At 67.7% G+C, this 22,373-nt stretch carries 20 protein-coding genes; 4 read left to right on the forward strand and 16 right to left on the reverse strand.

Features of this window, described 5'->3' with window-relative positions; all coding sequences use genetic code 11:
- Positions 1 to 274 precede the first annotated feature (274 nt).
- The 14 genes from AHIS1636_RS02335 to AHIS1636_RS02400 form a co-directional block, all read right to left on the reverse strand.
- Positions 275 to 643 (reverse strand): RNA polymerase-binding protein RbpA, encoded by a 369-nt coding sequence (locus AHIS1636_RS02335; protein ID WP_264794213.1) that lies wholly within the window; start codon positions 641 to 643, stop codon positions 275 to 277.
- Positions 644 to 731: 88 nt separating this feature from the next.
- Positions 732 to 983: a preprotein translocase subunit SecG gene (gene secG, locus AHIS1636_RS02340; RefSeq protein ID WP_262104404.1), complete on the reverse strand. Its 252-nt coding sequence runs from the start codon at positions 981 to 983 to the stop codon at positions 732 to 734.
- Between the two features lie 15 nt (positions 984 to 998).
- Positions 999 to 1,814 (reverse strand): triose-phosphate isomerase, encoded by an 816-nt coding sequence (gene tpiA / locus AHIS1636_RS02345; protein WP_264794214.1) that lies wholly within the window; start codon positions 1,812 to 1,814, stop codon positions 999 to 1,001.
- An 88-nt stretch (positions 1,815 to 1,902) separates the two neighbouring features.
- A complete protein-coding gene (locus AHIS1636_RS02350; RefSeq protein ID WP_264794215.1) occupies positions 1,903 to 3,141 on the reverse strand; it encodes a phosphoglycerate kinase in 1,239 nt (412 codons plus the stop codon).
- Between the two features lie 23 nt (positions 3,142 to 3,164).
- The gene (gene gap / locus AHIS1636_RS02355; RefSeq protein WP_264794216.1) at positions 3,165 to 4,175 is read right to left on the reverse strand and encodes a type I glyceraldehyde-3-phosphate dehydrogenase; all 1,011 of its coding nucleotides are present in this window, start codon (positions 4,173 to 4,175) and stop codon (positions 3,165 to 3,167) included.
- Between the two features lie 184 nt (positions 4,176 to 4,359).
- Positions 4,360 to 4,989, reverse strand: coding sequence for a superoxide dismutase (locus AHIS1636_RS02360; RefSeq protein WP_264794217.1), 630 nt, complete (start codon positions 4,987 to 4,989; stop codon positions 4,360 to 4,362).
- A 145-nt stretch (positions 4,990 to 5,134) separates the two neighbouring features.
- Positions 5,135 to 6,115, reverse strand: coding sequence for a DNA-binding protein WhiA (gene whiA / locus AHIS1636_RS02365; RefSeq protein WP_262104399.1), 981 nt, complete (start codon positions 6,113 to 6,115; stop codon positions 5,135 to 5,137).
- A gap of 15 nt (positions 6,116 to 6,130) precedes the next feature.
- Entirely contained in the window at positions 6,131 to 7,171 is a 1,041-nt protein-coding gene (locus AHIS1636_RS02370; protein ID WP_264794218.1) for a gluconeogenesis factor YvcK family protein, read from the reverse strand.
- The gene (rapZ, locus tag AHIS1636_RS02375; RefSeq protein ID WP_264794219.1) at positions 7,171 to 8,070 is read right to left on the reverse strand and encodes an RNase adapter RapZ; all 900 of its coding nucleotides are present in this window, start codon (positions 8,068 to 8,070) and stop codon (positions 7,171 to 7,173) included. The genes AHIS1636_RS02370 and rapZ overlap by 1 nt, the downstream gene beginning before the upstream one ends.
- An 85-nt stretch (positions 8,071 to 8,155) precedes the next feature.
- The gene (gene uvrC, locus AHIS1636_RS02380) at positions 8,156 to 10,222 is read right to left on the reverse strand and encodes an excinuclease ABC subunit UvrC (RefSeq protein ID WP_264794220.1); all 2,067 of its coding nucleotides are present in this window, start codon (positions 10,220 to 10,222) and stop codon (positions 8,156 to 8,158) included.
- Positions 10,223 to 10,891, reverse strand: a complete 669-nt coding sequence (locus tag AHIS1636_RS02385) for a lysophospholipid acyltransferase family protein (RefSeq protein ID WP_264794221.1) — start codon at positions 10,889 to 10,891, stop codon at positions 10,223 to 10,225.
- Positions 10,878 to 11,621: an HAD hydrolase-like protein gene (locus tag AHIS1636_RS02390; protein WP_264794222.1), complete on the reverse strand. Its 744-nt coding sequence runs from the start codon at positions 11,619 to 11,621 to the stop codon at positions 10,878 to 10,880. Before AHIS1636_RS02390 ends, AHIS1636_RS02385 begins: the two co-directional genes overlap by 14 nt.
- A gap of 33 nt (positions 11,622 to 11,654) precedes the next feature.
- Positions 11,655 to 14,552: an excinuclease ABC subunit UvrA gene (gene uvrA / locus AHIS1636_RS02395; RefSeq protein WP_264794223.1), complete on the reverse strand. Its 2,898-nt coding sequence runs from the start codon at positions 14,550 to 14,552 to the stop codon at positions 11,655 to 11,657.
- Positions 14,553 to 14,648: 96 nt separating this feature from the next.
- Positions 14,649 to 15,020, reverse strand: a complete 372-nt coding sequence (locus tag AHIS1636_RS02400) for a GntR family transcriptional regulator (protein WP_264794224.1) — start codon at positions 15,018 to 15,020, stop codon at positions 14,649 to 14,651.
- Between the two features lie 217 nt (positions 15,021 to 15,237).
- On the opposite strand from AHIS1636_RS02400, the gene AHIS1636_RS02405 reads away from it, so the two are divergent.
- Entirely contained in the window at positions 15,238 to 15,876 is a 639-nt protein-coding gene (locus AHIS1636_RS02405; RefSeq protein ID WP_264794225.1) for an MBL fold metallo-hydrolase, read from the forward strand.
- Between the two features lie 35 nt (positions 15,877 to 15,911).
- Here the strand turns inward: AHIS1636_RS02405 and AHIS1636_RS02410 are convergent, their stop codons facing one another.
- Positions 15,912 to 16,688, reverse strand: coding sequence for a trans-aconitate 2-methyltransferase (locus AHIS1636_RS02410; RefSeq protein ID WP_264794226.1), 777 nt, complete (start codon positions 16,686 to 16,688; stop codon positions 15,912 to 15,914).
- 110 nt (positions 16,689 to 16,798) lie between these two features.
- Between AHIS1636_RS02410 and AHIS1636_RS02415 the strand changes: the two genes are divergently transcribed.
- Genes AHIS1636_RS02415 through AHIS1636_RS02425 form a run of 3 tightly spaced genes read left to right on the forward strand, consistent with a single transcriptional unit; the run spans position 16,799 to position 21,179 of the window.
- Positions 16,799 to 19,339 carry a DEAD/DEAH box helicase gene (locus AHIS1636_RS02415; RefSeq protein WP_264794227.1) on the forward strand — a complete coding sequence of 847 codons (2,541 nt, stop codon included), beginning with the start codon at positions 16,799 to 16,801 and terminating at the stop codon, positions 19,337 to 19,339.
- A gap of 14 nt (positions 19,340 to 19,353) precedes the next feature.
- A complete protein-coding gene (locus AHIS1636_RS02420; protein WP_264794228.1) occupies positions 19,354 to 19,851 on the forward strand; it encodes a GNAT family N-acetyltransferase in 498 nt (165 codons plus the stop codon).
- Positions 19,851 to 21,179, forward strand: a complete 1,329-nt coding sequence (locus AHIS1636_RS02425; RefSeq protein ID WP_264794229.1) for an alpha/beta fold hydrolase — start codon at positions 19,851 to 19,853, stop codon at positions 21,177 to 21,179. The genes AHIS1636_RS02420 and AHIS1636_RS02425 overlap by 1 nt, the downstream gene beginning before the upstream one ends.
- A 144-nt stretch (positions 21,180 to 21,323) precedes the next feature.
- Here AHIS1636_RS02425 and AHIS1636_RS02430 read toward each other — a convergent pair whose 3' ends face one another.
- A complete protein-coding gene (locus AHIS1636_RS02430; protein WP_264794230.1) occupies positions 21,324 to 22,373 on the reverse strand; it encodes a TerC family protein in 1,050 nt (349 codons plus the stop codon).

Raw genomic sequence — 22,373 nt, forward strand, 5'->3', positions numbered from 1 at the left:
TAATGCCTTTACAGTCCAACTCCGGCCCCGTTATCGCGCCGTTATTGGGCCGTTATTGGTTGCCTTGGCCGAAAACCGCTCCCACGCTGGCCGTGTGGCCAACGAGCGGACTGCGGTGGGGGCCGGAGCGACGCCGTAAAGGCAGGATTCGGCACGAGCTGCCGCAAAAGGGGAGGCGCCGGCCAGGCCGGGCGGGCGGGCACTGAATGGCACCGGAATAGAAGACGCCGGACAGCACGCAGCCGTCACTACAGGCGCAGAGGGAGAAACTAGATTAGGAGCGCCGCCGGTGCAGCCGGTCCAGGGCATCCTGCAGGACGCGCTCGGCCTCCTCCGGGGTGCGCCGCTCCTTCGCGTATTCCAGGTGGCTCTTGAACGGCTCATCCCCCGGCCGCTCGGCGGTCGCGCCCTGTTCACGGCAGGCGGTGCGTCCGCAGCGCGGACAGTCCCAGGTCTTGGGGATTTCCGTCTCGGCCAGCTCGGCGAAAACGGGAGTCGTCTCATGACCCTGGGGACACCAGTAGGTCACCGGGACTTTGCGGACGATTTCGACGGTACGGCCGGTGTCGGCCTGCCAACCTGCCAGGCCGGCTCCTGTAGCCGAACCGGCGCGCACGGCTCTGAGCCCGTAGGAAGATTCCATAACGTTCATCTCCGGGTAGCACGGTGTCGTACTGCGATCTGTGGCACAAGTCTACGACCGGCCCGGAGTGAACGGGACTAAGAATTCCTTATGCTTCGGCGCTGAAGCGCATGATCAGCCCGAGGGCGACGATGACCGTGCCCCAAACCAGGCCGAGCACCACGGTGAACCTGTTCAGGTTCCGCTCGGCCACACCGGAAGAACCGAGTGACGTGGTCATGCCGCCCCCGAACATGTCCGACATACCGCCGCCGCGGCCTTTGTGCAGCAGAATCAGCAGCGTCAGGAGGAGGCTGGTGATTCCCAGCACGATTTGCAGGGTGATCTTCAGAGCGTCCACAGTGGCCTTTCCCGGTTAGTCCGTCACCAGGTGGTGCTCGAACCTGACAATGTTAGCAAATTCGGCAACATCGAGACTGGCGCCGCCAACCAGCACGCCGTCGACGTCGCGCTCCTTGAGGATCGCCGCTGCGTTCGCTGCCTTGACCGATCCCCCGTAAAGCAGCCGCACCCCCGCGGCCACAGCGTCGTCGTACAGATCCGCGATTTCGGCGCGGATGGCCGCGCACATTTCCTGTGCGTCCGCAGGGCCAGCGACCTCACCGGTGCCGATCGCCCAGACCGGCTCGTAGGCGACCACGAGCCGGGCCGCGTCCTCGGCCGGCAGCCCGGCGAGGTCGGCCCGCAGCTGCCCGAGAGTATGTGCCACGTGGTTGCCGGCCTGCCGCACAGCCAGCCCCTCCCCGACGCAGAGGACCGGGATCAGGGAATGCCGGAAGGCGGCCTTGACCTTGGCGTTGAGCGTCTCGTCGGACTCCCCGTGGATGGTCCGGCGTTCGGAATGGCCCACCAGCACGTAGCTGCAGCCGAGCCGGGAGAGGAACTGCCCGGAGATGTCGCCGGTGTAGGCGCCCGCATCGAACTCGGAGAGATCCTGGCCGCCGTAGGCGACCTCGAGGTCGTCGCCGCGGACCAGGGTCTGGACGCTCCGCAGGTCGGTGAAGGGCGGGAACACCGCCACCTCGACCCGCTTGAAGTCGTGCCGGGCGTCGCTCAGGGTCCAGGCGAGCTTCTGGAGCAGCGTGATGGACTGGACATGGTCCATGTTCATCTTCCAGTTGCCGGCAATCAGCGGCGTGCGGTCGAACTTGCCGTTGGTCGAGGTAGTCACTGACTCTCCAGTCGTCTAACGTCCGCCCCGCCCGTTTCCGGGCGGGGCGGACTTTGCTTCAGATCCGTACGGTGCTGCGCGTTTGCGTTTAGCGGCCCAGTGCAGTCAGGCCGGGCAGGGACTTGCCTTCGAGGTACTCGAGGCTCGCCCCGCCGCCGGTCGAGATGTGCCCGAAGGCATCGTCGTCGAAACCGAGGCTGCGGACCGCGGCCGCCGAGTCCCCGCCGCCCACCACGGTGAAGCCATCGGTGCCGGTCAGGGCCTTGGCCACGGTGCGGGTGCCGTTGGCGAATGCCGGGAACTCGAACACGCCCATCGGGCCGTTCCAGAAGACGGTGTTGGCGGAATGGATCCGCTGTGCAAAGGCTTCGGCCGATTCCGGGCCGATGTCCAGCCCGATGCCCGCCGGGCCGAAGCTGGAGGACTCGATGTCGCCGGCCGGCACCGTCTCGTGCGCGGCGTCGGCGGCGAATTTCTCGGCCACGACGATATCCGTCGGCAGCACGAAGTCGCACCCGTTCTCTTTGGCCTTGGCCAGGTAGCCGCGGACGGTATCGAGCTGGTCTTCCTCGAGCAGGCTGGAGGCCACCTTGTGGCCTTGGGCCGCCAGGAAAGTGAAGACCATGCCGCCGCCGACGAGGATGGCGTCCGCACGGCGCAGCAGGTTCTCGATCACGGCGAGCTTGTCCGACACCTTGGACCCGCCGAGCACCACGACATAGGGGCGCTGCGGGGCCTCGGTCAGCCGGTCCAGCACCTCCACCTCGGTCCGGACCAGATCGCCCTGGTAGGACGGCAGCAGGCTCGCGATGTCGAAGACGCTGGCATGCTTGCGGTGCACCGCGCCGAAGGCGTCATCCACGTATGCGCCCTCTCCGCCCGTCAGTGCGGCCAGCTCGGACGCGAACTCCTGCCGCTCGGCGTCGGCCTTGCTGGTCTCCCGCGGGTCGAAACGCAGGTTCTGCAGCACCAGCACTTCGCCGTCCTGCAGCTCCGAGGCACGCAGGCGCGCGCTCTCGCCCACGGTGTCCTCGGCGAACCGCACGGTGAACGGCGCCAGTTCCTTCAACCGTTCGACGGCGGGGCGCAGGGAGTACTTCTCCTGCGGTTCGCCCTTGGGCCGGCCCAGGTGAGCCATGACGATGACCCGCGCGCCGGCGGAAGCCAGCTTGCCGAGGACCGGAAGCGAGGCCCGGATCCGTCCGTCATCGGAAACCCGCAGGGAGGATTCCTCCCCTTCCAGCGGGACGTTCAGGTCCGAGCGGACCAGCACGGTGCGTCCGCGGACGCCTTCGGCCAGCAGTTCATCAAGAGCGCGTGCAGTCATACCTACCCTTAGCAGTGCGTCGGTCAGCTCATCTTGGAGGCGACCAGTTCGGCCAGATCCACCAGGCGGTTGGAATAGCCCCACTCGTTGTCGTACCACGCAACGACTTTCACCTGGTTACCAATAACCTTAGTCAGTCCGGAGTCGAAGATCGAAGATGCCGGATCTGTGACGATATCCGACGACACAAGCGGATCTTCCGAGTAGGTCAGGATCCCCGCGAGCCGTTCGTCGGCGGCGGCCATCTTGTAGGCGGCGTTGACTTCATCCACCGTGACCTCGCGCGACAGCTGCGCCGTGAGGTCGGTGGCGGAGCCCGTCGGCACCGGCACGCGGATGGCGTAGCCGTCCAGCTTGCCCTTTAGGTCCGGCAGCACCAGTCCGATCGCCTTGGCCGCGCCGGTGGAGGTTGGCACGACGTTGATCGCGGCGGCCCGGGCGCGGCGGAGGTCCCGGTGCGGGCCATCCTGGAGGTTCTGGTCCGCCGTGTAAGCGTGGATGGTGGTCATGAGGGCGCGCTCGATGCCGAAGTTCTCGTGCAGCACCATCGCCAGCGGGGCCAGGCAGTTCGTGGTGCAGGAGGCATTGGAGATGATGTTGTGGGCCTGCGGATCGTAGTCCCGGTCGTTCACGCCCATGACCACGGTCAGATCGACGTCGGTACCTGGCGCGGAAATCAGGACCTTTGCGGCGCCCGCGTCGAGGTGCTTCCGGGCGTCCCCCGCCTTGGTGAAGAACCCGGTGCTCTCGATGACGATGCCGACGTCGAGGTCCTTCCAGGGAAGCTGCGCCGGATCCCGCTCGGCCAGCACCCTGACGGTCCTGCCCCCGACCAGGAGCCCGTCGTCTTTGACCTCCACGCTTTCGGAAATGCGGCCCATGACACTGTCGTACTTCAGGAGGTGGGCGAGCGTCTTGGCGTCCGCCAAGTCGTTGATCGCGACGATCTCGAGGTCGGGCCCCTGGGCCAGGGCCGCGCGGAAGAAGTTGCGTCCGATACGTCCGAATCCGTTGATTGCTACACGAGTTGTCACAGTTCCATCCCCTTCAAGTTGGGCGCCGGTTCCTGTTACTGCTGGTCAATCATCGCCGGACTGTGGCCCGCCCGGCGTTCTACGGTAATGCTGCTTTTACCTCATTGTGTCTGTGTTGCCCGGGATGCGGAAGGCATGCCGTCGTGCCCGGCACGGGTATGCCTTCCGCATCCGCAAGGATCCGCTACTTGCCGGGAATGACCAGGGCCGCAGCACCGGAACGGGCGGCTTCGAAGCGCTTGGCAACGTCGGCCCAGTTCACGATGTTCCAGAAGGCCTTCACATAGTCGGCCTTGACGTTCTGGTAGTCGAGGTAGAACGCGTGCTCCCACATATCCAGCTGAAGCAGCGGGGTGGTCGCGACGGGGACGCCGTTCTGCTGGTCGTACATCTGCTCGATGACCAGGTTGCCGCCGATCGGCTCGTAGGCCAGGATGGCCCAGCCGGAGCCCTGGATGGTGGTCGCCGCACCGGTGAAGTGGCCGCGGAAGCTGTCGAACGAGCCGAAGAACTCATCGATCGCCGCAGCCAGTTCGCCCTCGGGCTTGTCGCCGCCTTCCGGGGAAAGGTTGTTCCAGAAGATGGAGTGGTTGATGTGGCCGCCCAGGTTGAACTGCAGGTCCTTGGACAGCTTTGCGGCCGCGGCGGCGTCGCCCTTGTCGCGTGCTTCAGCCATCTTCTCGAGCGCGGTGTTGGCTCCGGCCACGTAAGCGGCGTGGTGCTTGCTGTGGTGCAGCTCCATGATGCGGGCGGAGATGTGCGGCTCCAGCGCGGCGTAGTCGTAGTTGAGCTCGGGCAGTTCGTACTTGCTCACGAATATCCTCCGTAACTTTGGGCCGCCCTCAGGCGGCCATGATCGGATTGATCATCCGACCGGCAGTGCCGGCCGGAAACTTATCCTTGGCCCACGGGGCACGAACCGGGCATCGGCCCGGACATCCCCATCCTATGCATAGGCCCTACTCGTCCAACATCTCCGCGGTCACATTCGCCTCCGTGCCGGGAATGCCGAGTTCGACGGCGCGCTTGTCCGCCATGGCCAGCAGGCGCCGGATGCGGCCCGCGATGGCGTCCTTGGTCATCGGCGGATCCGCCAGGCGGCCCAGTTCGTCCAGGCTCGCCTGCTTGTGGGCCACCCGCAGGCCGCCGGCGTAGCGCAGGTGCTCGGGCACATCCTCGCCGAGGATCTCCAGCGCGCGCTCGACGCGGGCCCCGGCGGCCACGGCTGCCTGGGCGGAGCGGCGCAGGTTCGCATCATCGAAGTTGGCGAGGCGGTTGGCGGTGGCGCGCACCTCCTTGCGCATCCGGCGCTCCTCCCACACCATCAGCGCATCGTGGGCGCCCATGCGCGTCAGCAGGGCGGCGATCGTATCGCCGTCCCGAATGACGACGCGGTCCACGCCGCGCACTTCGCGGGCCTTGGCCGAGATACCCAGCCGGCGGGCAGCCCCGACGAGGGCCAGCGCCGCCTCCGGACCCGGGCAGGTCACTTCCAGTGCGGACGAACGGCCCGGCTCGGTCAGCGAACCATGCGCGAGGAAGGCGCCGCGCCAGACCGCTTCGGCATCCGCAGTGGAACCATTAACCACGACCGAAGGGAGCCCGCGCACCGGCCGGCCGCGGGCGTCGAGCAGGCCGGTCTGCCGCGCGAGCGACTCGCCGTCCTTGACCACCCGCACCACATAGCGGTTGCCGCGGCGCAGTCCACCGCCGGAGACCACGATGATGTCGCTGCTGTGCCCGTAGACTTCGGCGATCGCCGTGCGGAGGCGGCGTGCGGTCGCAGCCAGGTCCACCTCGGCCTCGATCACGATCCGCCCGGAGATTATGTGCAGGCCTCCGGCGAAGCGGAGGGTCGCCGAAACCTCTGCCTTGCGCACTTGGGACTTCTTGATGTCCAGGCGGGAAAGTTCATCTTTGACCGCTGCAGTCAGCGCCATGCATCTTGTCCTTACTCATTCATGCTCCCCGGCGAAAATGTCGTGATAGGCCGTCGCAAGCCTCAGCGGATCATGCACCGCGCGCCGGCCGGGGGTTCCCACTCTACCGAACACCACGGAGGCGCCGAGACGGCCGGCAGCTGATTCGAACTCCGCGCGGTCGCCGACTGCGAACGGATCGGCGAGCACCGCGTCGAACTTCATCCCGGGGGCGTAGCGGTGCAGCGCGGCCAGATGGTCCGCGGCAGTCATGCCGGACGTCTCCTTGGTATCGGTGGCCAGGTTCATGGTCAGGATCCGGCGCGCAGGCGCCGCGCACAGGGCGTCGCGAAGCTGCGGCAGCATCAGATGCGGCAGGACGGAGGTGTACCAGGAGCCCGGGCCCAGGATGATCCAGTCCGCTAGTTCGATAGCGTTTAGGGCCTCTGCACAGGCCGGCGCGTCGTCCGGAATCAGACGAACGTCGTTGACCCGGGCGTTCCGGCCGGCGGCCGCCAGTTTGGACTGGCCGGAGATCGTGACGCTGCGCAGCCGGCCCTCCGCGTCTTCGGTCAGCACGTCTCCCTCGATGGTCAGCGGAACTGTCGCCATCGGCAGGACCTGGCCGCGGGCCCCGAGCAGTGCGCCGGCCCACTGCAGCCCGGCCACCGGATCACCGAGGAGTTCCCAGAGGGTGACGATGAGCAGGTTGCCCAGTGCATGGTTGTCCAGGCTGCCGTCCACGGTGTCGAGCGACTTGAAGCGGTGCTGCATCACGTCGCGCCAGGTCTGGCCCCACTCGGTGTCGTCGCACAGCGACGCCAGTGCCATTCGCAGGTCTCCGGGCGGGAGGACGCCCAGTTCCCGGCGCAGGCGCCCGGAGGACCCGCCGTCGTCCGCCACCGTGACGATGGCGGTGAGTTCCGTGGTGAGCAGGCGCAGCGCGGCGAGCGAGGCGGAAAGACCGTGGCCTCCGCCCAAGGCGACGACGGACGGCGGATTCGGGCCCCGCGAACCGCCGGGCCGGTCCGGCTGGGCCACCGGAATGCGCGGCAGCGGCCCTGTCAGCAACGCCACTATTCGCGCCCCAGGTCCCGGTGCTGGACCGCAACCTTGACGCGTGGAAGCTGGGCGAGCCGCTTGGCGAGTTCCTCGGCCACGGCCACCGAACGGTGCTTGCCGCCGGTGCAGCCGACGGCGATGGTGGCGTAGTGCTTGTTCTCCTGCCGGTAGCCCTCGAGCACCGGTTCCAAGGCGTAGACGAACCGCTTGATGAACTCTTCCGCCCCGGACTCGACCAGCACGAAGTCGCTCACCTGCTTTTCCAGGCCCGTGTGCGGCCGGAGCGCGGGCACCCAGTGGGGGTTGGGGATGAAGCGTGCGTCCGCGACGAAGTTGGCGTCCACGGGCAGGCCGTACTTGAAGCCGAAGCTCATCACATTCAGCCGCAGCACGATGGGGCCGGAGTCCGAGAACAGCTCTGTGACGTTGGTGGCGAGCGTGTGGACGTTCATGTCCGTCGTGTCGATGACCAGGTCCGCGGCGTCCTTGAGCCCGGCCAGCAGTTCCCGCTCGGCCGTGATGCCGTCCGAGATCCGGCCGTCGCCCTGCAGCGGGTGGGGCCGCCGGCCCTGTTCGAAGCGGCGCACCAGGACGTTGTCGCCGGCGTCGAGGAAAAGCACGCGGAAGTTAATGGCGCTGGCCCGCAGGCCGTTGAGGGCTTCCCTGATGTCGCGGTGCAGGTTCTTGCTCCGCACGTCGACGACGACGGCGAGCCGGGTCAGCGAGTCCGGCATCCGCGAGACCAGCTCGGCGAGCGTCCCCAGCATCTGCGGCGGCAGGTTGTCCACGACGTACCAGCCGTGGTCCTCCAGCGCGTGCGCCGCGGTGGTGCGGCCGGCCCCGGACATGCCCGTGACCACCAGCAGTTCGGATTCTTCCGGTTTCACCGGCGTGAGATCCTCTTCCTCCGACATTAAGCCCGTCCTGTTCCTTGTTTCCCGCCGTGCGGTAGGCCGCCACGAGACGGCCCGTGATCGCGGCGGACGTTTCTAAGCCTAACTAAGAATCAACGATCTCGCCGGTCGCCATGTTGAGGACCGGGGCCTGCGGTTCCGCGGCGGCGTTGGGGGCCAGATGGCGCTTGATGGACGCCGCCAGCGCGGGCCCTACGCCGGGAACCAGGAGCAGTTCCTCGACGCTGGCCGCCTTGAGCTTCCGGGCGGAGCCGAAGTGCTTCAGCAGCGCCTTGCGCTTGGCCGGCCCGAGGCCGGGCACCCCGTCCAGGATGGACTCGGTCATGGACTTGCCGCGCTTCTGGCGGTGGTAGCTGATGGCGAATCGGTGCGCTTCGTCGCGGATGCGCTGCAGGAGGTAGAGGCCGTGGGATGCCCGCGGCAGGATCACCGGAAAGTCGTCGTCGGGCAGCCATACTTCCTCGAGCCGCTTGGCGAGGCCGACGACGAAGACATCGGTGATGCCCAGGTCGGCCAGGGCACGCGATGCCGCGGCGACCTGGGGCGGGCCGCCGTCGACTACGACCAGGTTGGGCGGGTAGGCGAACTTGGTCCGCGGCGCTTCGGTCGTGGTGTCGGCCAGCGGCTCGGCAGGCACGGCCGGTTCCGCGTTCCCGGCAGTGTCGGCAGCTTGCGCCGTCGCGGCGGGCGCCGCGGGCCCTGCCGTCCCGGGCCCCGCGCCAGGCTCCGTGCCGCCGGCCGGCTGCGCGGTTTTGTCGGCCAGGTAGTGCCGGAAGCGGCGGCTGATCACGTCGTACATGGCGGACGTGTCGTCGCGGGCCGCCTCACCGGTGATGGAAAAGCGGCGGTAGTCCGCCTTCTTGGGCAGCCCGTCCTCGACCACCACCATGGACGCGACCACGTTGGTGCCCTGGACATGCGAAATGTCGTAGCACTCGATCCGCAGCAGCGCGACGGGGAGGTCCAGTGCTTCCTGCAGTTCCTGCAGCGCGGCGGACCGGGTAGTGATGTCGCCGGCGCGGCGGCTCTTGTGCAGCGCGAGGGCTTGTTCGGCATTCTGCCGCACGGTGTCGAGGAGGGCCGCCTTGTCGCCGCGCTTCGGGACACGCAGTTCGACCTTGCGCCCGCGGAGGCCGCGGAGCCACTGCTCCAGTTCCTCCCGGTTGTCGGGTTCCACCGGGACCAGCACCTGGGGCGGAATGCGGTCCGGATCCTCGCCGTCGCCATAGACCTGCTGGAGGAGGTGCTCGGCCAGGTCGGCGCGCGTGGCATCCTCGACCTTCTCGACGACCCAGCCGCGCTGGCCGCGGATGCGGCCGCCGCGGACATGGAAAACCTGGACCGCCGCCTCGAGCTCGTCTTCGGCCAGCGCGAAGATGTCCGCGTCCGTATCCTCGCTCAGCACGACCGCGTTGCGCTCGAAGACTCGCTTCAAGGCGGCAATATCGTCCCGGTACCGGGCGGCCGCCTCGTAGTCGAGTTCCGCGACGGCTGCCGCCATCTTCTTGTCCAGGGCCCTGATGAAGCGGTCCGCCTCCCCGCCCATGAACGCGCAGAACTCCCCCGCCAACGCCTTGTGGTCCTCGGGCGAGATCCGGCCGACGCACGGTGCCGAACACTTGTCGATGTAGCCGAGCAGGCACGGCCGCCCCGTGCGCTGGGCGCGGTTGAAGACGCCGACGCTGCAGGTCCGGACCGGGAAGACGCGGAGCAGGGTGTCCACCGTTTCGCGGATGGCTTTCGCCGGATAGAACGGGCCGAAGTACTTGGTTCCCTTGCGCTTGTCACCGCGCATGACCTGGACCCGGGGGAACTTCTCCGACATCGTGACAGCCAGGTAGGGATAGGACTTGTCGTCCCGGAACATGATGTTGAAGCGCGGCGCGTACTCCTTGATCCAGGTGTACTCCAGCTGGATCGCCTCAAGTTCGCTGCCGACGACCGTCCACTCGACGGAAGCAGCCGTGTGGACCATCGCCCGGGTTCGCGGCATCAGCGAGTCGGGATTGGCGAAATAGCTGTTGAGCCGGGAGCGCAGGTTCTTGGCCTTGCCCACGTAGATGACACGCTTGTGCTCATCCCGGAACCGGTAGACCCCGGGGTTGGTGGGGATTTCCCCCGGCCGCGGCCGGTAGGACGAGGGCAGCGCCATCTAGCCGGCCTGCCTCGACTGGTTGTAGGTGCCGGCCCGCTGCTGTCCCGTCAGGTCAGCGATGGCGTCCATGATTTTGTCGGTGGCCGCGCGGCGGGCCGGCAGCGAGTGGTCGGGGCCGGTCTTCTCGAAGTACAGCGGTGCTCCGACCCTCAAAGTGAAATGCTGGGGCTTGATCATGTTCCTGTCCGCCGGCTGGAGCCGCTCCGTGCCGATCAGTCCGACAGGCACGACAGGCGCACCGGTGGTCAGTGCGAGCCAGCCCACTCCCGTCCTTCCACGGTACAACAATCCGTTGCGGGAACGCGTGCCCTCCGGGTAGATACCGAAGGCCTGGTCCCGCTCGAGGATCTCCAGCGCCGTCTGCAGCGCGGCTACACCGGCTGCCTGTTCGCCGCGCTCCACCGGGATGGACCCCACGCTATTGAAGAACCACCGCATGACCGCGCCCTTCGGTCCGCGGGCGGTGAAATACTCCGACTTCGCGAAGAAGGCCACCTTGCGCGGCATCAGCGCCTGGACGATGACGCTGTCAAGGAAAGACAGATGGTTGGGTGCGACGATGACGGGTCCGCTGCGCGGAAAGTTTTCGAGGCCTTCGACGGTTGGCCGGCAGGAGGCGCGGATGCCTGTCCGGAAGACAAAGCGCGTGCCTTCAAAGAGTTCCATGTCCGGCGTTTTCCTCCGCTATGTCCATGCTGCCGTTGTCGTTGCCGTCTTCCCCGCCCGGCGCCTGCAGACGCACCCGCAGTTCGGGGACGGACGCCGCCACCGTCGTTGCCCCGGCGGCAGCGAGTTCGCCGTTGGCGGCGAATCCCCAACCCACCCCGATTGCGTCAATGCCGTGGTGGACCGCCGCCTCGATATCGTAGTGCCGGTCCCCGATCATCAGCGCGCGGCCGAACCGGTCCGCGTAATGTTCCAGCGCCTCGGCCAGGATCGGGATTTTCCCTGAGTCCGGCCCTCCGGCGCCCTCCACGTCGTCGAGCGCGGCACCGTGGATGCTGCCGAAGTAGCCGGCCAGCCCCTGGACCTTGAGGAGTTCGACGGCGATCGGCGTCGGCTTCTGCGTCACCACCGCGAGCAGGGCACCCCGGGCCTTCAGTTCTTCAAGCAGGGGCACGATGCCCGGATACACGTGGCTGGCCGCCATGCCCGCCGCCCGGTAGTCCGCCCGGTAGAGCCGGATGACTTCGGGAACCTCGGCTTCGGGCACCCCGGCGAGGAACCGCAGCGACTCTCCCAGCGGAGGGCCGACCATGGCGTCGAGCACGTGCTGCTCCGGAACGGGCAGCCCGCGGGCCCTTAGTGCCCGGCTGATGCCGCCGGTGATGGCTCCGGCCGGGTCCACGAGGGTCCCGTCCAGATCAAACAGAACCAAGTCCGGCAAAGAAGTCACTTAGGCATTTTTCCATACCCCGGAGGGGCTTCGTTACTGCAGGATCTCGGCCAGGAACCGGCCCGTGTGGCTGCCGTCTGCCCCGGCGATCTGTTCGGGCGTGCCGGTGGCGATGATCTGGCCGCCGCCGGAGCCTCCGTCCGGGCCGAGGTCCAGGACCCAGTCGGCGCTCTTGATCACGTCCAGGTTGTGTTCGATCGTGATCACGGTGTTGCCCTTCTCCACCAGCGACTGCAGGACGCCCAGCAGCTTGCGGATGTCCTCGAAGTGCAGGCCGGTCGTCGGTTCGTCCAGCACGTAGATGCTGCGCCCGTTGCTGCGCTTCTGCAGTTCGCTGGCGAGCTTCACGCGCTGCGCCTCGCCGCCCGAGAGCGTCGTCGCGGGCTGGCCGAGGCGGACGTAGCCGAGGCCGACGTCCACCAGGGTGTTCAGGTGCCGGGCGATCGGCGTGAAGGCGGCGAAGAACTCCGCGGCCTCCTCGATCGGCATGTCCAGCACGTCCGCGATGGACTTGCCCTTGTAGTGGACCTCGAGGGTCTCCCGGTTGTAGCGGGCGCCGTGGCAGACCTCGCACGGCACGTAGACATCCGGCAGGAAGTTCATTTCGATCTTCAGCGTTCCGTCGCCGGCACATGCCTCGCAGCGGCCGCCCTTCGTGTTGAACGAGAACCGGCCCGGCTGGTAGCCGCGGACCTTGGATTCGTTGGTCTCGGCGAACAGCTTGCGGATGTGGTCGAAGACGCCGGTGTAGGTCGCCGGGTTGGACCGCGGAGTACGGCCGATCGGGCTCTGGTCCACGTGGATGACCTTGTCCAAGTGCTCCAGGCCTTCAACCCTCGTATGGCGCCCGGCGACCTGCTTGGCGTTGTTGAGCTTGTTCGCCAGCACCTTGTACAGGATGTCGTTGACCAGCGTCGACTTTCCGGAACCGCTGACGCCGGTGACCGCAGTCAGCACGCCCAGCGGGAACTGCGCGTCGATGCCGCGCAGGTTGTTCTCCCACGCGCCAACGACCTTGAGCTGGCGCTTCCGGTCGATCTTGCGGCGCTTGGCCGGAACCTCGATGCTCCTGCGGCCGGCCAGGTAGTCGCCGGTGATGGACTTCTCGTTGTCGAGCAGTTCCTTCAGCGAACCCGAATGCACTACCTCGCCGCCGTGCTCGCCGGCACCTGGTCCGACGTCGACGATCCAGTCCGCCTCATGGATGGTGTCTTCGTCGTGCTCGACGACGATCAGCGTGTTGCCCAGGTCCCGCAGCCGGGTCAGGGTTTCGATCAGCCGGCGGTTGTCGCGCTGGTGCAGGCCGATGGATGGCTCGTCCAGGACGTAGAGCACGCCGACCAGGCCCGAGCCGATCTGTGTCGCGAGCCGGATGCGCTGCGCCTCCCCGCCCGACAGCGTTGCGGCCGGGCGCTCGAGGTTCAGGTACTCCAGGCCCACGTCCAGCAGGAACTGAAGGCGGGCGCGGATCTCGATCAGCACCTGGTGGCCGATCTGCGCCTCCCGGTCCGTCAGTTCCAGCGAATCCAGGAAGGACAGGCACTCGCGCAGCGGAAGCCCCGAGACCTCGGCGATCGACTTGCCGCCGATCAGTACCGACAGCGACGCCGGATTCAGCCTCGCGCCCTTGCACTCCGGGCAAGGGATGTCCCGCATGTACTGCTCGTAGCGGTCCCGTGCGTTATCCGACTCGGTTTCCAGGTGCTTGCGGTGGATGTACTGCACGGCGCCTTCGAAGCCCGTGCTGTACTTGCGTTCCCGGCCAAAGCGGTTCCGGTACTGGACCACGACCTTGTAGTCCTTGCCATGGAGTACCGCCTTGCGCACCTCCTTGGGCAGCTTCCGGAACGGGTCGTCCATGCTGAAACCGAGTTCGTGCGACAGCCCCTCGAGGAGGCGGTTCCAGTATTCGCTGGTCGCCTTGCCCAGCGACCACGGTGCGATGGCACCCTCGGCCAGGCTCAGATCAGGATCGGGCACCACCAGTTCCTCGTCCACCTCGAGCCGGCTGCCGATGCCGGTGCAGACCGGGCAGGCGCCGAACGGGTTGTTGAACGAGAAAGACCGCGGTTCGATTTCGTCGATGGCCAGCGGGTGTTCGTTGGGGCATGCCAGCTTCTCGGAGAAGGACCGCGTCCGCTGCGGATCCTCGGCGTCCAGGTCGACGAAATCCACCAGCACGCGGCCTTCCGCCAGGCCCAGCGCGGTTTCGATGGAGTCGGTCAGGCGCTGGTGGATCCCTTCCTTCACGACCAGGCGGTCCACCACCACCTCGATGGTGTGCTTGAACTGCTTGCCCAGCTTGGGCGGGTCCGACAACTGGATGAGGTCGCCGTCGACCCGGGCCCGCGAGTAGCCTTTGGCGGAAAGCTCCTTGAACAGGTCGACGAACTCGCCCTTGCGTCCCCGCACCACGGGGGCGAGGATCTGGAACCGCGTGCCGTCCTCAAGCTCCTGCAGCTGGTCGACGATCTGCTGCGGCGTCTGCCGCGCGACCGGCTCGTGGCACACCGGGCAGTACGGCCGGCCGACACGGGCCCAGAGCAGGCGGAGGTAGTCGTAGATCTCGGTGATGGTGCCGACGGTGGACCGGGGGTTCCGGCTGGTGGACTTCTGGTCGATGGACACCGCGGGCGAGAGACCCTCGATGAAGTCCACGTCCGGCTTGTCCACCTGGCCCAGGAACATACGTGCATACGAGGAAAGCGACTCGACGTAGCGGCGCTGGCCCTCGGCGAAGATGGTGTCGAACGCCAGCGAGGACTTCCCGGAACCCGAGAGGCCGGTGAAGACAATCATCGCGTCGCGGGGCAGGTCAAGGTCCACATTGCGCAGGTTGTGCTCGCGCGCTCCCTTGACGATCAGTCTGGAAAGGTCCCCGCCCGCGGGTCGCGCGAGGCCGGATTCAGTTGATTCAGTCGCTTTTAGCACAGCTTCCACTCTAATCGAAAATGCGTTCGAAAACGTAACCAGGGGTTCCGGAGGCCCGGAGCTGCGGACGGGACCCGTCCGCTGTGATCCGGCGGATCAGCCCTCGAGCGCGGCCTTCACCGCGGCCAGTGCGGTTCGGGTCTCCACGCCCTGGGACCTGGCGACGGCGGCGAAGCGGGCCGCGGCCTCCGCCAGCAGCCGGGCGGTCTCGTCCCCGCCGGCACTGACCACGGTGCCCGCGCGCCCGGCGGTCTTGACCCGCCCGGCGGTCTCGAGTTCCCGGTAGGCCCGCGCTACCGTGTGCGGCACGATGCCCAGATGGTCCGCCAGCCGGCGCACCGGCGGCAGCTTGGTGCCCACCGCAAGCTCACCGTCGTCCGCCGCTTCGATGATGCGCAGGCGCAGTTGTTCGTAGAGCGCAACGGAGCTTTCCTTGTCGAGCCGCCAGTCGAATTGGTCGGCCTCCATCCGCTGTCCACCCTTCCGCGCGCCCGATACACAACCCATTGAATCTATGCCGGGGCCGCGCCGCCGGGCAAGGCGTTTCACTCTCGGCGCACCCCGTGATTCCGGACGCACCCGCCCCTCCAAGGCTCCTCCCGGAGGCGGCGGCCGGGCGGACCCGAGGGCACGGGTCGCGGCCTGCTCTTCCGCGGTGCCCGGGCCACGTGCTTAGACTGGCCCCATGTGGGATCTTCGGGACATCACCATCCGTTCAGCGTCCGTCAGCGAGATGGACAACAACGTCTACCTGCTCACGTCGAAGCAGACCGGCGCCCAGGTGCTCATCGACGCCGCCGACGATCTGCCCGCGATCCGCCGGCTGTTCGCCGACGGCGCCGCGGACACTGCGGCGGAGGCAAAGGTCGCGCTCGTCGTGACGACGCACAGCCACTGGGACCATGTCCGCGCCCTCGCGGAAACCGTCGAGGCCACGGGCGCCCGCAGCGCGGCCGGAGCCGAGGACGTACCGGACATCGACGTGCCCGTCGACCTGGCGCTCAACCACGGCGACCCCGTCGAGGTCGACGGGATAACGCTCGAGGCCATCAAGCTGCGCGGCCACACGCCCGGCTCGGTTGCCCTGCTGTACCGCGACCCGGACGGCCCGGCGCACCTCTTCAGCGGCGATTCCCTGTTCCCCGGCGGCGTCGGGAACACGCAGAAGGATCCCGCCCGCTTCACGTCGCTGATGAACGACGTCGAGGAGCGCGTTTTCGGGTACCTCCCGGACGACACGGTCGTGCACCCGGGGCATGGGAAGGGCACCACGCTCGGCGCGGAACGCCCGCACCTGCCCGAGTGGCGCGAGCGAGGCTGGTAGCCCGGTCCGGCCGCAGCCGCTTCCCGGCAGTCCGCTCAGCGCTTCCGCGCCACGCAGAAGATGCGCCGGAAGGGGTAGACCGTCCCGTGCGTTCCCTGCGGATAGGCGGCCCGCAGTTCGGCAGCATACTCGGCCTCGAACTCGGCCGCCTCCTGCCCTGCAAGAGCCGCGAGGACGGGGCGCAGGCCCGTGCCGCGTACCCAGTCCAGCACCGGGTCCTCCCCCTGCAATAGGTGCAGGTACGTCGTTTCCCAGGCATCGCCGTCGTACCCGGCATCCTGCAGGAGCCCCAGATACTCGGCCGGCTCCCCTACCGCGTCCTCGTGGCGCAGCACGCCGTCCAGCCGCTGCTTCCAGCGGCCGGACGCCGCGAGGTCCCGCATCAGCACATGCGACGGCGCGCCGAAGTTCCCCGGAACCTGGAAGCCGATCCACGCACCGGGTTCCAGCTGCTGCGCCCATTGCCGCAGCAGGGTGCGGTGCTGCGGCACCCACTGGAAGGCGGCGTTGGAGACGAGCACGTCCAGGCCGGCAGGCGGCATCCAGTCGCCGATGTCTCCGATGCGGAAGCCGAGGTTGGGCAGGACGTTCCGGGCCCGGGCGGTCCGGACCATCTCCGCGGAGGAGTCCACGCCGGTCACCTGGGCGGCGGGCCAGCGCCGGGCCAGAGAGCCGGTCAGCTCGCCGTTGCCGCAGCCGAGGTCCACGACCAGCCGCGGGTCCGGATGGAGGATCCTCGCCGTCAGGTCGAAGAACGGGCGGCTCCGCTCGTCCGTATATTCGGCGTACTTGGCCGGATCCCACGTGAACATGGACGAGTTCCTCCGTCTGTCGGGTCTGCCGGGTCTGCCGGGGCCTGTTGGCGTGCCGGGGCATGCAAGGCCAGCGTAGTACCGCGGAAGGCCGATAGGCTGGTAGGGCGATGAACCTACTTGACCAGCTGAGCGCAGCCGACACTTCCACCCCGGACGACATCTACACCGCTTTCGTGGAGTGGACGGAGCACCGCGGGATGTCGCTCTATCCGGCGCAGGACGAGGCCGTCATGGAGCTGGTGACGGGCAACAACGTCATCCTGGCCACGCCCACCGGCTCGGGCAAGTCGATGGTGGCGATTGCGGCGCATTTCCACGCGATGGCCGGCGGGACGCGCAGCTACTACACGGCCCCGATCAAGGCGCTGGTCTCGGAGAAGTTCTTCGCTCTGTGCGACATCTTCGGGCCGGACAACGTCGGCATGGTCACGGGCGACTCGTCGGTCAACCCGGACGCCCCGGTGATCTGCTGCACGGCCGAGATCCTCGCCAACATCGCCCTGCGCGAGGGCGCCGCGGCGGACCTGGGCACCGTGATCATGGACGAGTTCCACTTCTATTCGGACCCGCAGCGCGGCTGGGCCTGGCAGGTGCCGCTGCTCGAGCTGCCGCAGGCCCAGTTCCTGCTGATGTCCGCCACGCTGGGCGACGTGACACGCTTCGAGCGCGGGCTGACGGAGCTCACCGGCCGGCCCTCCACCACGGTCAGCTCGGCGGAACGGCCGATCCCGCTGCACTACTACTATGTGCAGACGCCGGTGCAGGAGTCCCTCGAGGAGCTGCTCAGCACCCGCCAGGTGCCGGTCTACGTGGTCCACTTCAGCCAGCTCGAGGCCATCGAACGGGCGCAGAACCTGATGAGCATCAACGTCTGCACCCGCGAAGAGAAGGACCGGATCGCGGAGCTGATCGGCGGCTTCCGCTTCGCGCCGGGCTTCGGGAAGACGCTGAACCGCCTGATCCGGCACGGCATCGGGGTGCACCACGCGGGCATGCTCCCCAAGTACCGGCGCCTCGTGGAGCAGCTGGCGCAGGCAGGCCTGCTGAAAGTCATCTGCGGCACCGACACCCTGGGGGTGGGCATCAACGTCCCGATCCGCACGGTCCTCATGACGGCCCTGAGCAAGTACGACGGCGTCCGAACCAGGCTGCTCAACGCCCGGGAATTCCATCAGATCGCCGGCCGCGCGGGCCGCGCCGGCTACGATACGGCGGGCACCGTCGTCGTCCAGGCCCCGGAACACGTCGTGGAAAACGCCAAGGCGATGGCCAAGGCGGTGGCCAAGTTCGGCGACGACCAGAAAAAACTGCGCCAGGTAGTGAAGAAGAAGCCGCCGGCCGGTTTCGTCACCTGGGGCGAGTCCACGTACAACAAGCTGGTGGAGAGCGATCCCGAACCGCTGTCTTCGAGTTTCACCGTCACGCACGCCATGCTGCTGAACCTGCTGGAACGGCCCGGTGATCCGTTTGCCGCCGCCAAGCGGCTGCTGACCGAAAACCATGAGACCCGCGCCGCCCAGCTCAAGCTGATCAAGCGGGCGCTCGGCATCTACCGGGAACTCGTCGCCTCCGGCCTGGTGGAACGGCTGGACGAGCCCGATGCCTCCGGCCGCCGGGTCCGCCTCAAGGTCCACCTGCAGCCGAACTTCGCGCTCAACCAGCCGCTGTCCCCCTTCGCGGTGGCGAGCCTGGAGCTGCTCGACCCCGAAAGCGGCTCATACGCCCTGGACGTCGTGTCCGCCATCGAGGCCATCCTCGAGCAGCCGCGCCAGGTGCTCTCCGCCCAGGAGAAGAAGGCCCGCGGCGAGGCCGTGGCGGCGATGAAGGCCGAGGGCATCGAGTACGAGCAGCGGATGGCGTTGCTGGACGAGGTCACCTATCCGCAGCCGCTGGGCGAGCTGCTCCAGCAGTCCTTCGACGTCTACCGCAAGGGCGCGCCCTGGCTGGGCGACTTCGAGCTGGCGCCCAAGTCCGTCATCCGGGACATGTACGAGCGCGCGATGAACTTCAGCGAGTACGTCCAGTTCTATGGCCTCGCGCGTTCCGAAGGCATCCTGCTGCGCTACCTCACCGACGGCTACAAGGCCCTCCGGCAGACGGTGCCGACGGAAGCCCTGCGCGAGGACCTCGAAGACATCATCGCCTGGCTCGGCGAACTGGTCCGGCAGGTGGATTCCAGCCTCCTGGACGAGTGGGAGGAACTCGCCGCCGGCGTTTCCGCGGCCGACCTCGCGGCGGAGCACGCCCACCAGTCGGTCCTCACGGAGGCCCCGCCGAAGCTCACGGACAACGTCCGGGCCTTCCGTGTCATGGTCCGCAACGAGCTGTTCCGCCGCGTCGAGCTGTTCGAGGCCGAAAACGAAGAGGCCCTCGGGGAACTGGACGCCGACGCGGGCTGGGATGCGGACCGCTGGGCGGACGCCATGGACGCGTACTTCGACGCCCACGACGACCTGGGCGTCGGGCCGGACGCGCGCGGCCCGCAGTACCTGTCCATCGAAACGGGACCGACCGAGTGGAAAGTCCGCCAGATCTTCGACGACCCGGCCGGCGACCACGACTGGGGCATCAGCGCGGTCGTCGACCTCGCCGCCTCGGACGAGCTGGGGTCCGCCGCGGTCCGGATTACCGCCGTCGGCCAGCTGTGAATAGGATGCCAGTCATGAGCCGAATCCGCCCCGCCGCAGAAGCAGATGTCCCCGTCATCCTGGAACTGATCCGGGAGCTCGCCGTCTATGAAAAGGAGCCGGACGCCGTCAAGACCACCGAAGCGCAGCTCCGCGACGCCCTGTTCGGCGCCAGCCCCGCCGTCTTCGCACATGTGGCCGAGGACGACGGCGGCATCCAGGGTTTCGCCCTGTGGTTTCGGAACTTCTCCACCTGGGAAGGCGTGCACGGCCTCTACCTGGAGGACCTCTACGTGCGGCCGGAGGCGCGCGGGACGGGCTACGGCAAGGCGCTGCTGCAGACGCTGGCGCGCCACGCCGTCGACAACGGCTACGCCCGGGTGGAATGGTCCGTGCTGAACTGGAACGAACCCTCAATCGGCTTCTACCGCAGCCTCGGTGCCCGCCCGCAGGACGAATGGTCGACCTTCCGCCTCACCGGCCAGGCGCTGCAGGACTTCGGCGCGGCCAGCCCGGCCGGAGTGCGGGCCTAATGCACGACGGCGCCGGGCACCGGATCGGTGCGGAGCACCGCATGCGCGGGGTGCGGACCGTGGAGCACTTCTTCACCGTGCCGCTCGTCCACGCCGACCCGTCCCGCGGAACGATTGAGGTGTTTGCACGCGAATACACCTCGCCGGAGCACGACTCCGTCCGGGACCTGCCGTGGCTGCTGTTCCTGCAGGGCGGACCCGGGGGCCGCGGCAACCGCGTCACCTCGCTGAGCGGCTGGATGAAGGAGGCGGCCCGGCACTTCCGCATCCTGATGCTGGACCAGCGCGGGACGGGACTCTCCTCCCCCGTGAACCGCCAGACTCTGCCGGCCCGCGGCGACGCCACGGCGCAGGCGGAGTACCTGACGCACTTCCGGGCCGATTCCATTGTGGCGGACGCCGAGCTGATCCGCCGGGCCCTGGGCAGCGGTCCGTGGACGGTGTTCGGCCAGAGCTACGGCGGCTTCTGCACGCTCAGCTACCTGTCCTTCGCGCCCGAGGGACTCCGCGAGGCACTGCTCACGGGCGGGCTCGCCCCGCTGGCCGGACACCCGGACCGCGTCTACAAGGCCACGTTCCAGCGGGTCGAGGCGCGCAATGCGGAGTACTTCGAACGCTATCCGCAGGACCGCGCCGTGGTGAACCGCATTGCCCGGCACCTGGCGGACGTGCCGGAACACCTGCCCACCGGCGAACGCCTCAGCGTCCGGCGCTTCCAGATGGCCGGCTCGTTCCTCGGCGGCAACACCCGCTTCGACGCGCTCCACTACCTCCTCGAGGACGCCTTCACCGCCACGCCCGAGGGCCCCAGGCTGTCCGACGGCTTCCTGGAGCAACTGGGCCAGCTGGCCGGCCGGGCCTCGAACCCGCTCTACGCGCTCATGCACGAATCCATCTACGCCCAGCACGAGGCCAGCGACTGGTCGGCCTGGCGGGTGCTGGAGAGCTACCCGCAGTTCCTGCCGGAGGCCGGGGACCTGCTGCTGACCGGGGAGATGGTCTACCCCTGGTACTTCGAGGAGGACCCGGCCTTGGTTCCGCTCCGCGCCACCGCCGGCCTGCTGGCCGCCAAGCAGGATTGGCCGGCCCTCTACGACCTGGACCGGCTCGCCGCAAACCGTGTTCCCGCGGCTGCCGCGGTGTACCGCGACGACATCTACGTGGACCGCGACCTCTCGCTGGAGACGGCGGCCCGGGTGGCTAACCTGCAGGTCTGGGAGACGGCGGACTTCCACCATGACGGGATTTCCGACGACGGCGAGGCCATCTTCCGCCGACTCCTCGCCATGGTGCGCAACGGCTCGGGGGCCTCCAGACAGCCTGCCTAGCCGGGCCGGGGCCATCGTTAAAACACTGCGGCGCTGAAGGGGCGGCAGGTAATCCTGCCGCCCCTTCAGCGCCGCGTCGCTTTCCGGGGAATCCGCGGCGAGGCTAAGCCGCCACGGATTCCAGCCGAAGGAATGCCATACTGGCTACCGCTCGTCGATGCGTGCCTTCTCCTCCGGGTGCCGGCTGGCCTCGATGTCCGCAGCGAGCTCTGCGTCGATCTTGGCCTGCTTGGCGGCCGGGCTGAGCAGGCTGGCCACCGTGGCGACGACCAGGGTGCCGATGATCACGCCGAGCGACAGCCCGGTCGAGATGTCCGGGATCCACTCGACGTGCTGGCCGCCGTTGATGAACGGCAGCTCGTTCTCGTGCAGGGCGTGGAAGATCAGCTTTACGCCGATGAAGGCGAGGATCACGGAGAGGCCGTGCTTCAGGTAGACCAGGCGGTCCATCAGGCCGCCGAGCAGGAAGTAGAGCTGGCGCAGGCCCATCAGCGCGAAAATGTTCGCGGTGAAGACAATGAACGCGCTCTGCGTCAGGCCGAAGATCGCCGGAATCGAGTCCACCGCGAAGAGCAGGTCCGTCATGCCGATCGTGATGAAGACCATGACCATGGGCGTGAACATGCGCTTGCCGTTCACCGTGGTCCGCAGCTTGTTGCCGTCGAAGTTCTCGCTGACCGGCAGCTTCTTGGTCAGCTTCTGGACCAGGCCGCTCTCCTGCTCCTCGTCCTCGCCGGAGTCGGTGGCCTGCTTCCAGGCGGTCCAGAGCAGGAAGGCGCCGAAGATGTAGAAGACCCAGCTGAAGTGGGTGATGACGGTGGCGCCCAGCAGAATGAAGATGCCGCGAAGGACCAGCGCGATGATGATGCCGAACATCAGCACTTCCTGCTGGTACTTCCTCGGCACCGAGAACCTGGCCATGATGATGATGAAGACGAACAGGTTGTCCACGCTGAGGCTGTACTCGGTGATCCAGCCTGCCACGAACTCCTGGCCGTAGTCAGGGCCGGCCTGCCAGAACAGCATCCCGGCAAAGATCAGCGCCAGGGCCACATAGAAGCCGACCCAGAGGCCGGCTTCCTTCATGGACGGCTCGTGCGGCCGCTTGACCACATAGAGCAGGTCGAACAAAAGGATAGCGCCCAAGACCACGAATGAGGTGATCTCGAAGGGCAGGGATAATTGGTCCGACAC

The organism is Arthrobacter mangrovi (assembly GCF_026011795.1).
GTDB lineage: Bacteria > Actinomycetota > Actinomycetes > Actinomycetales > Micrococcaceae > Crystallibacter > Crystallibacter mangrovi.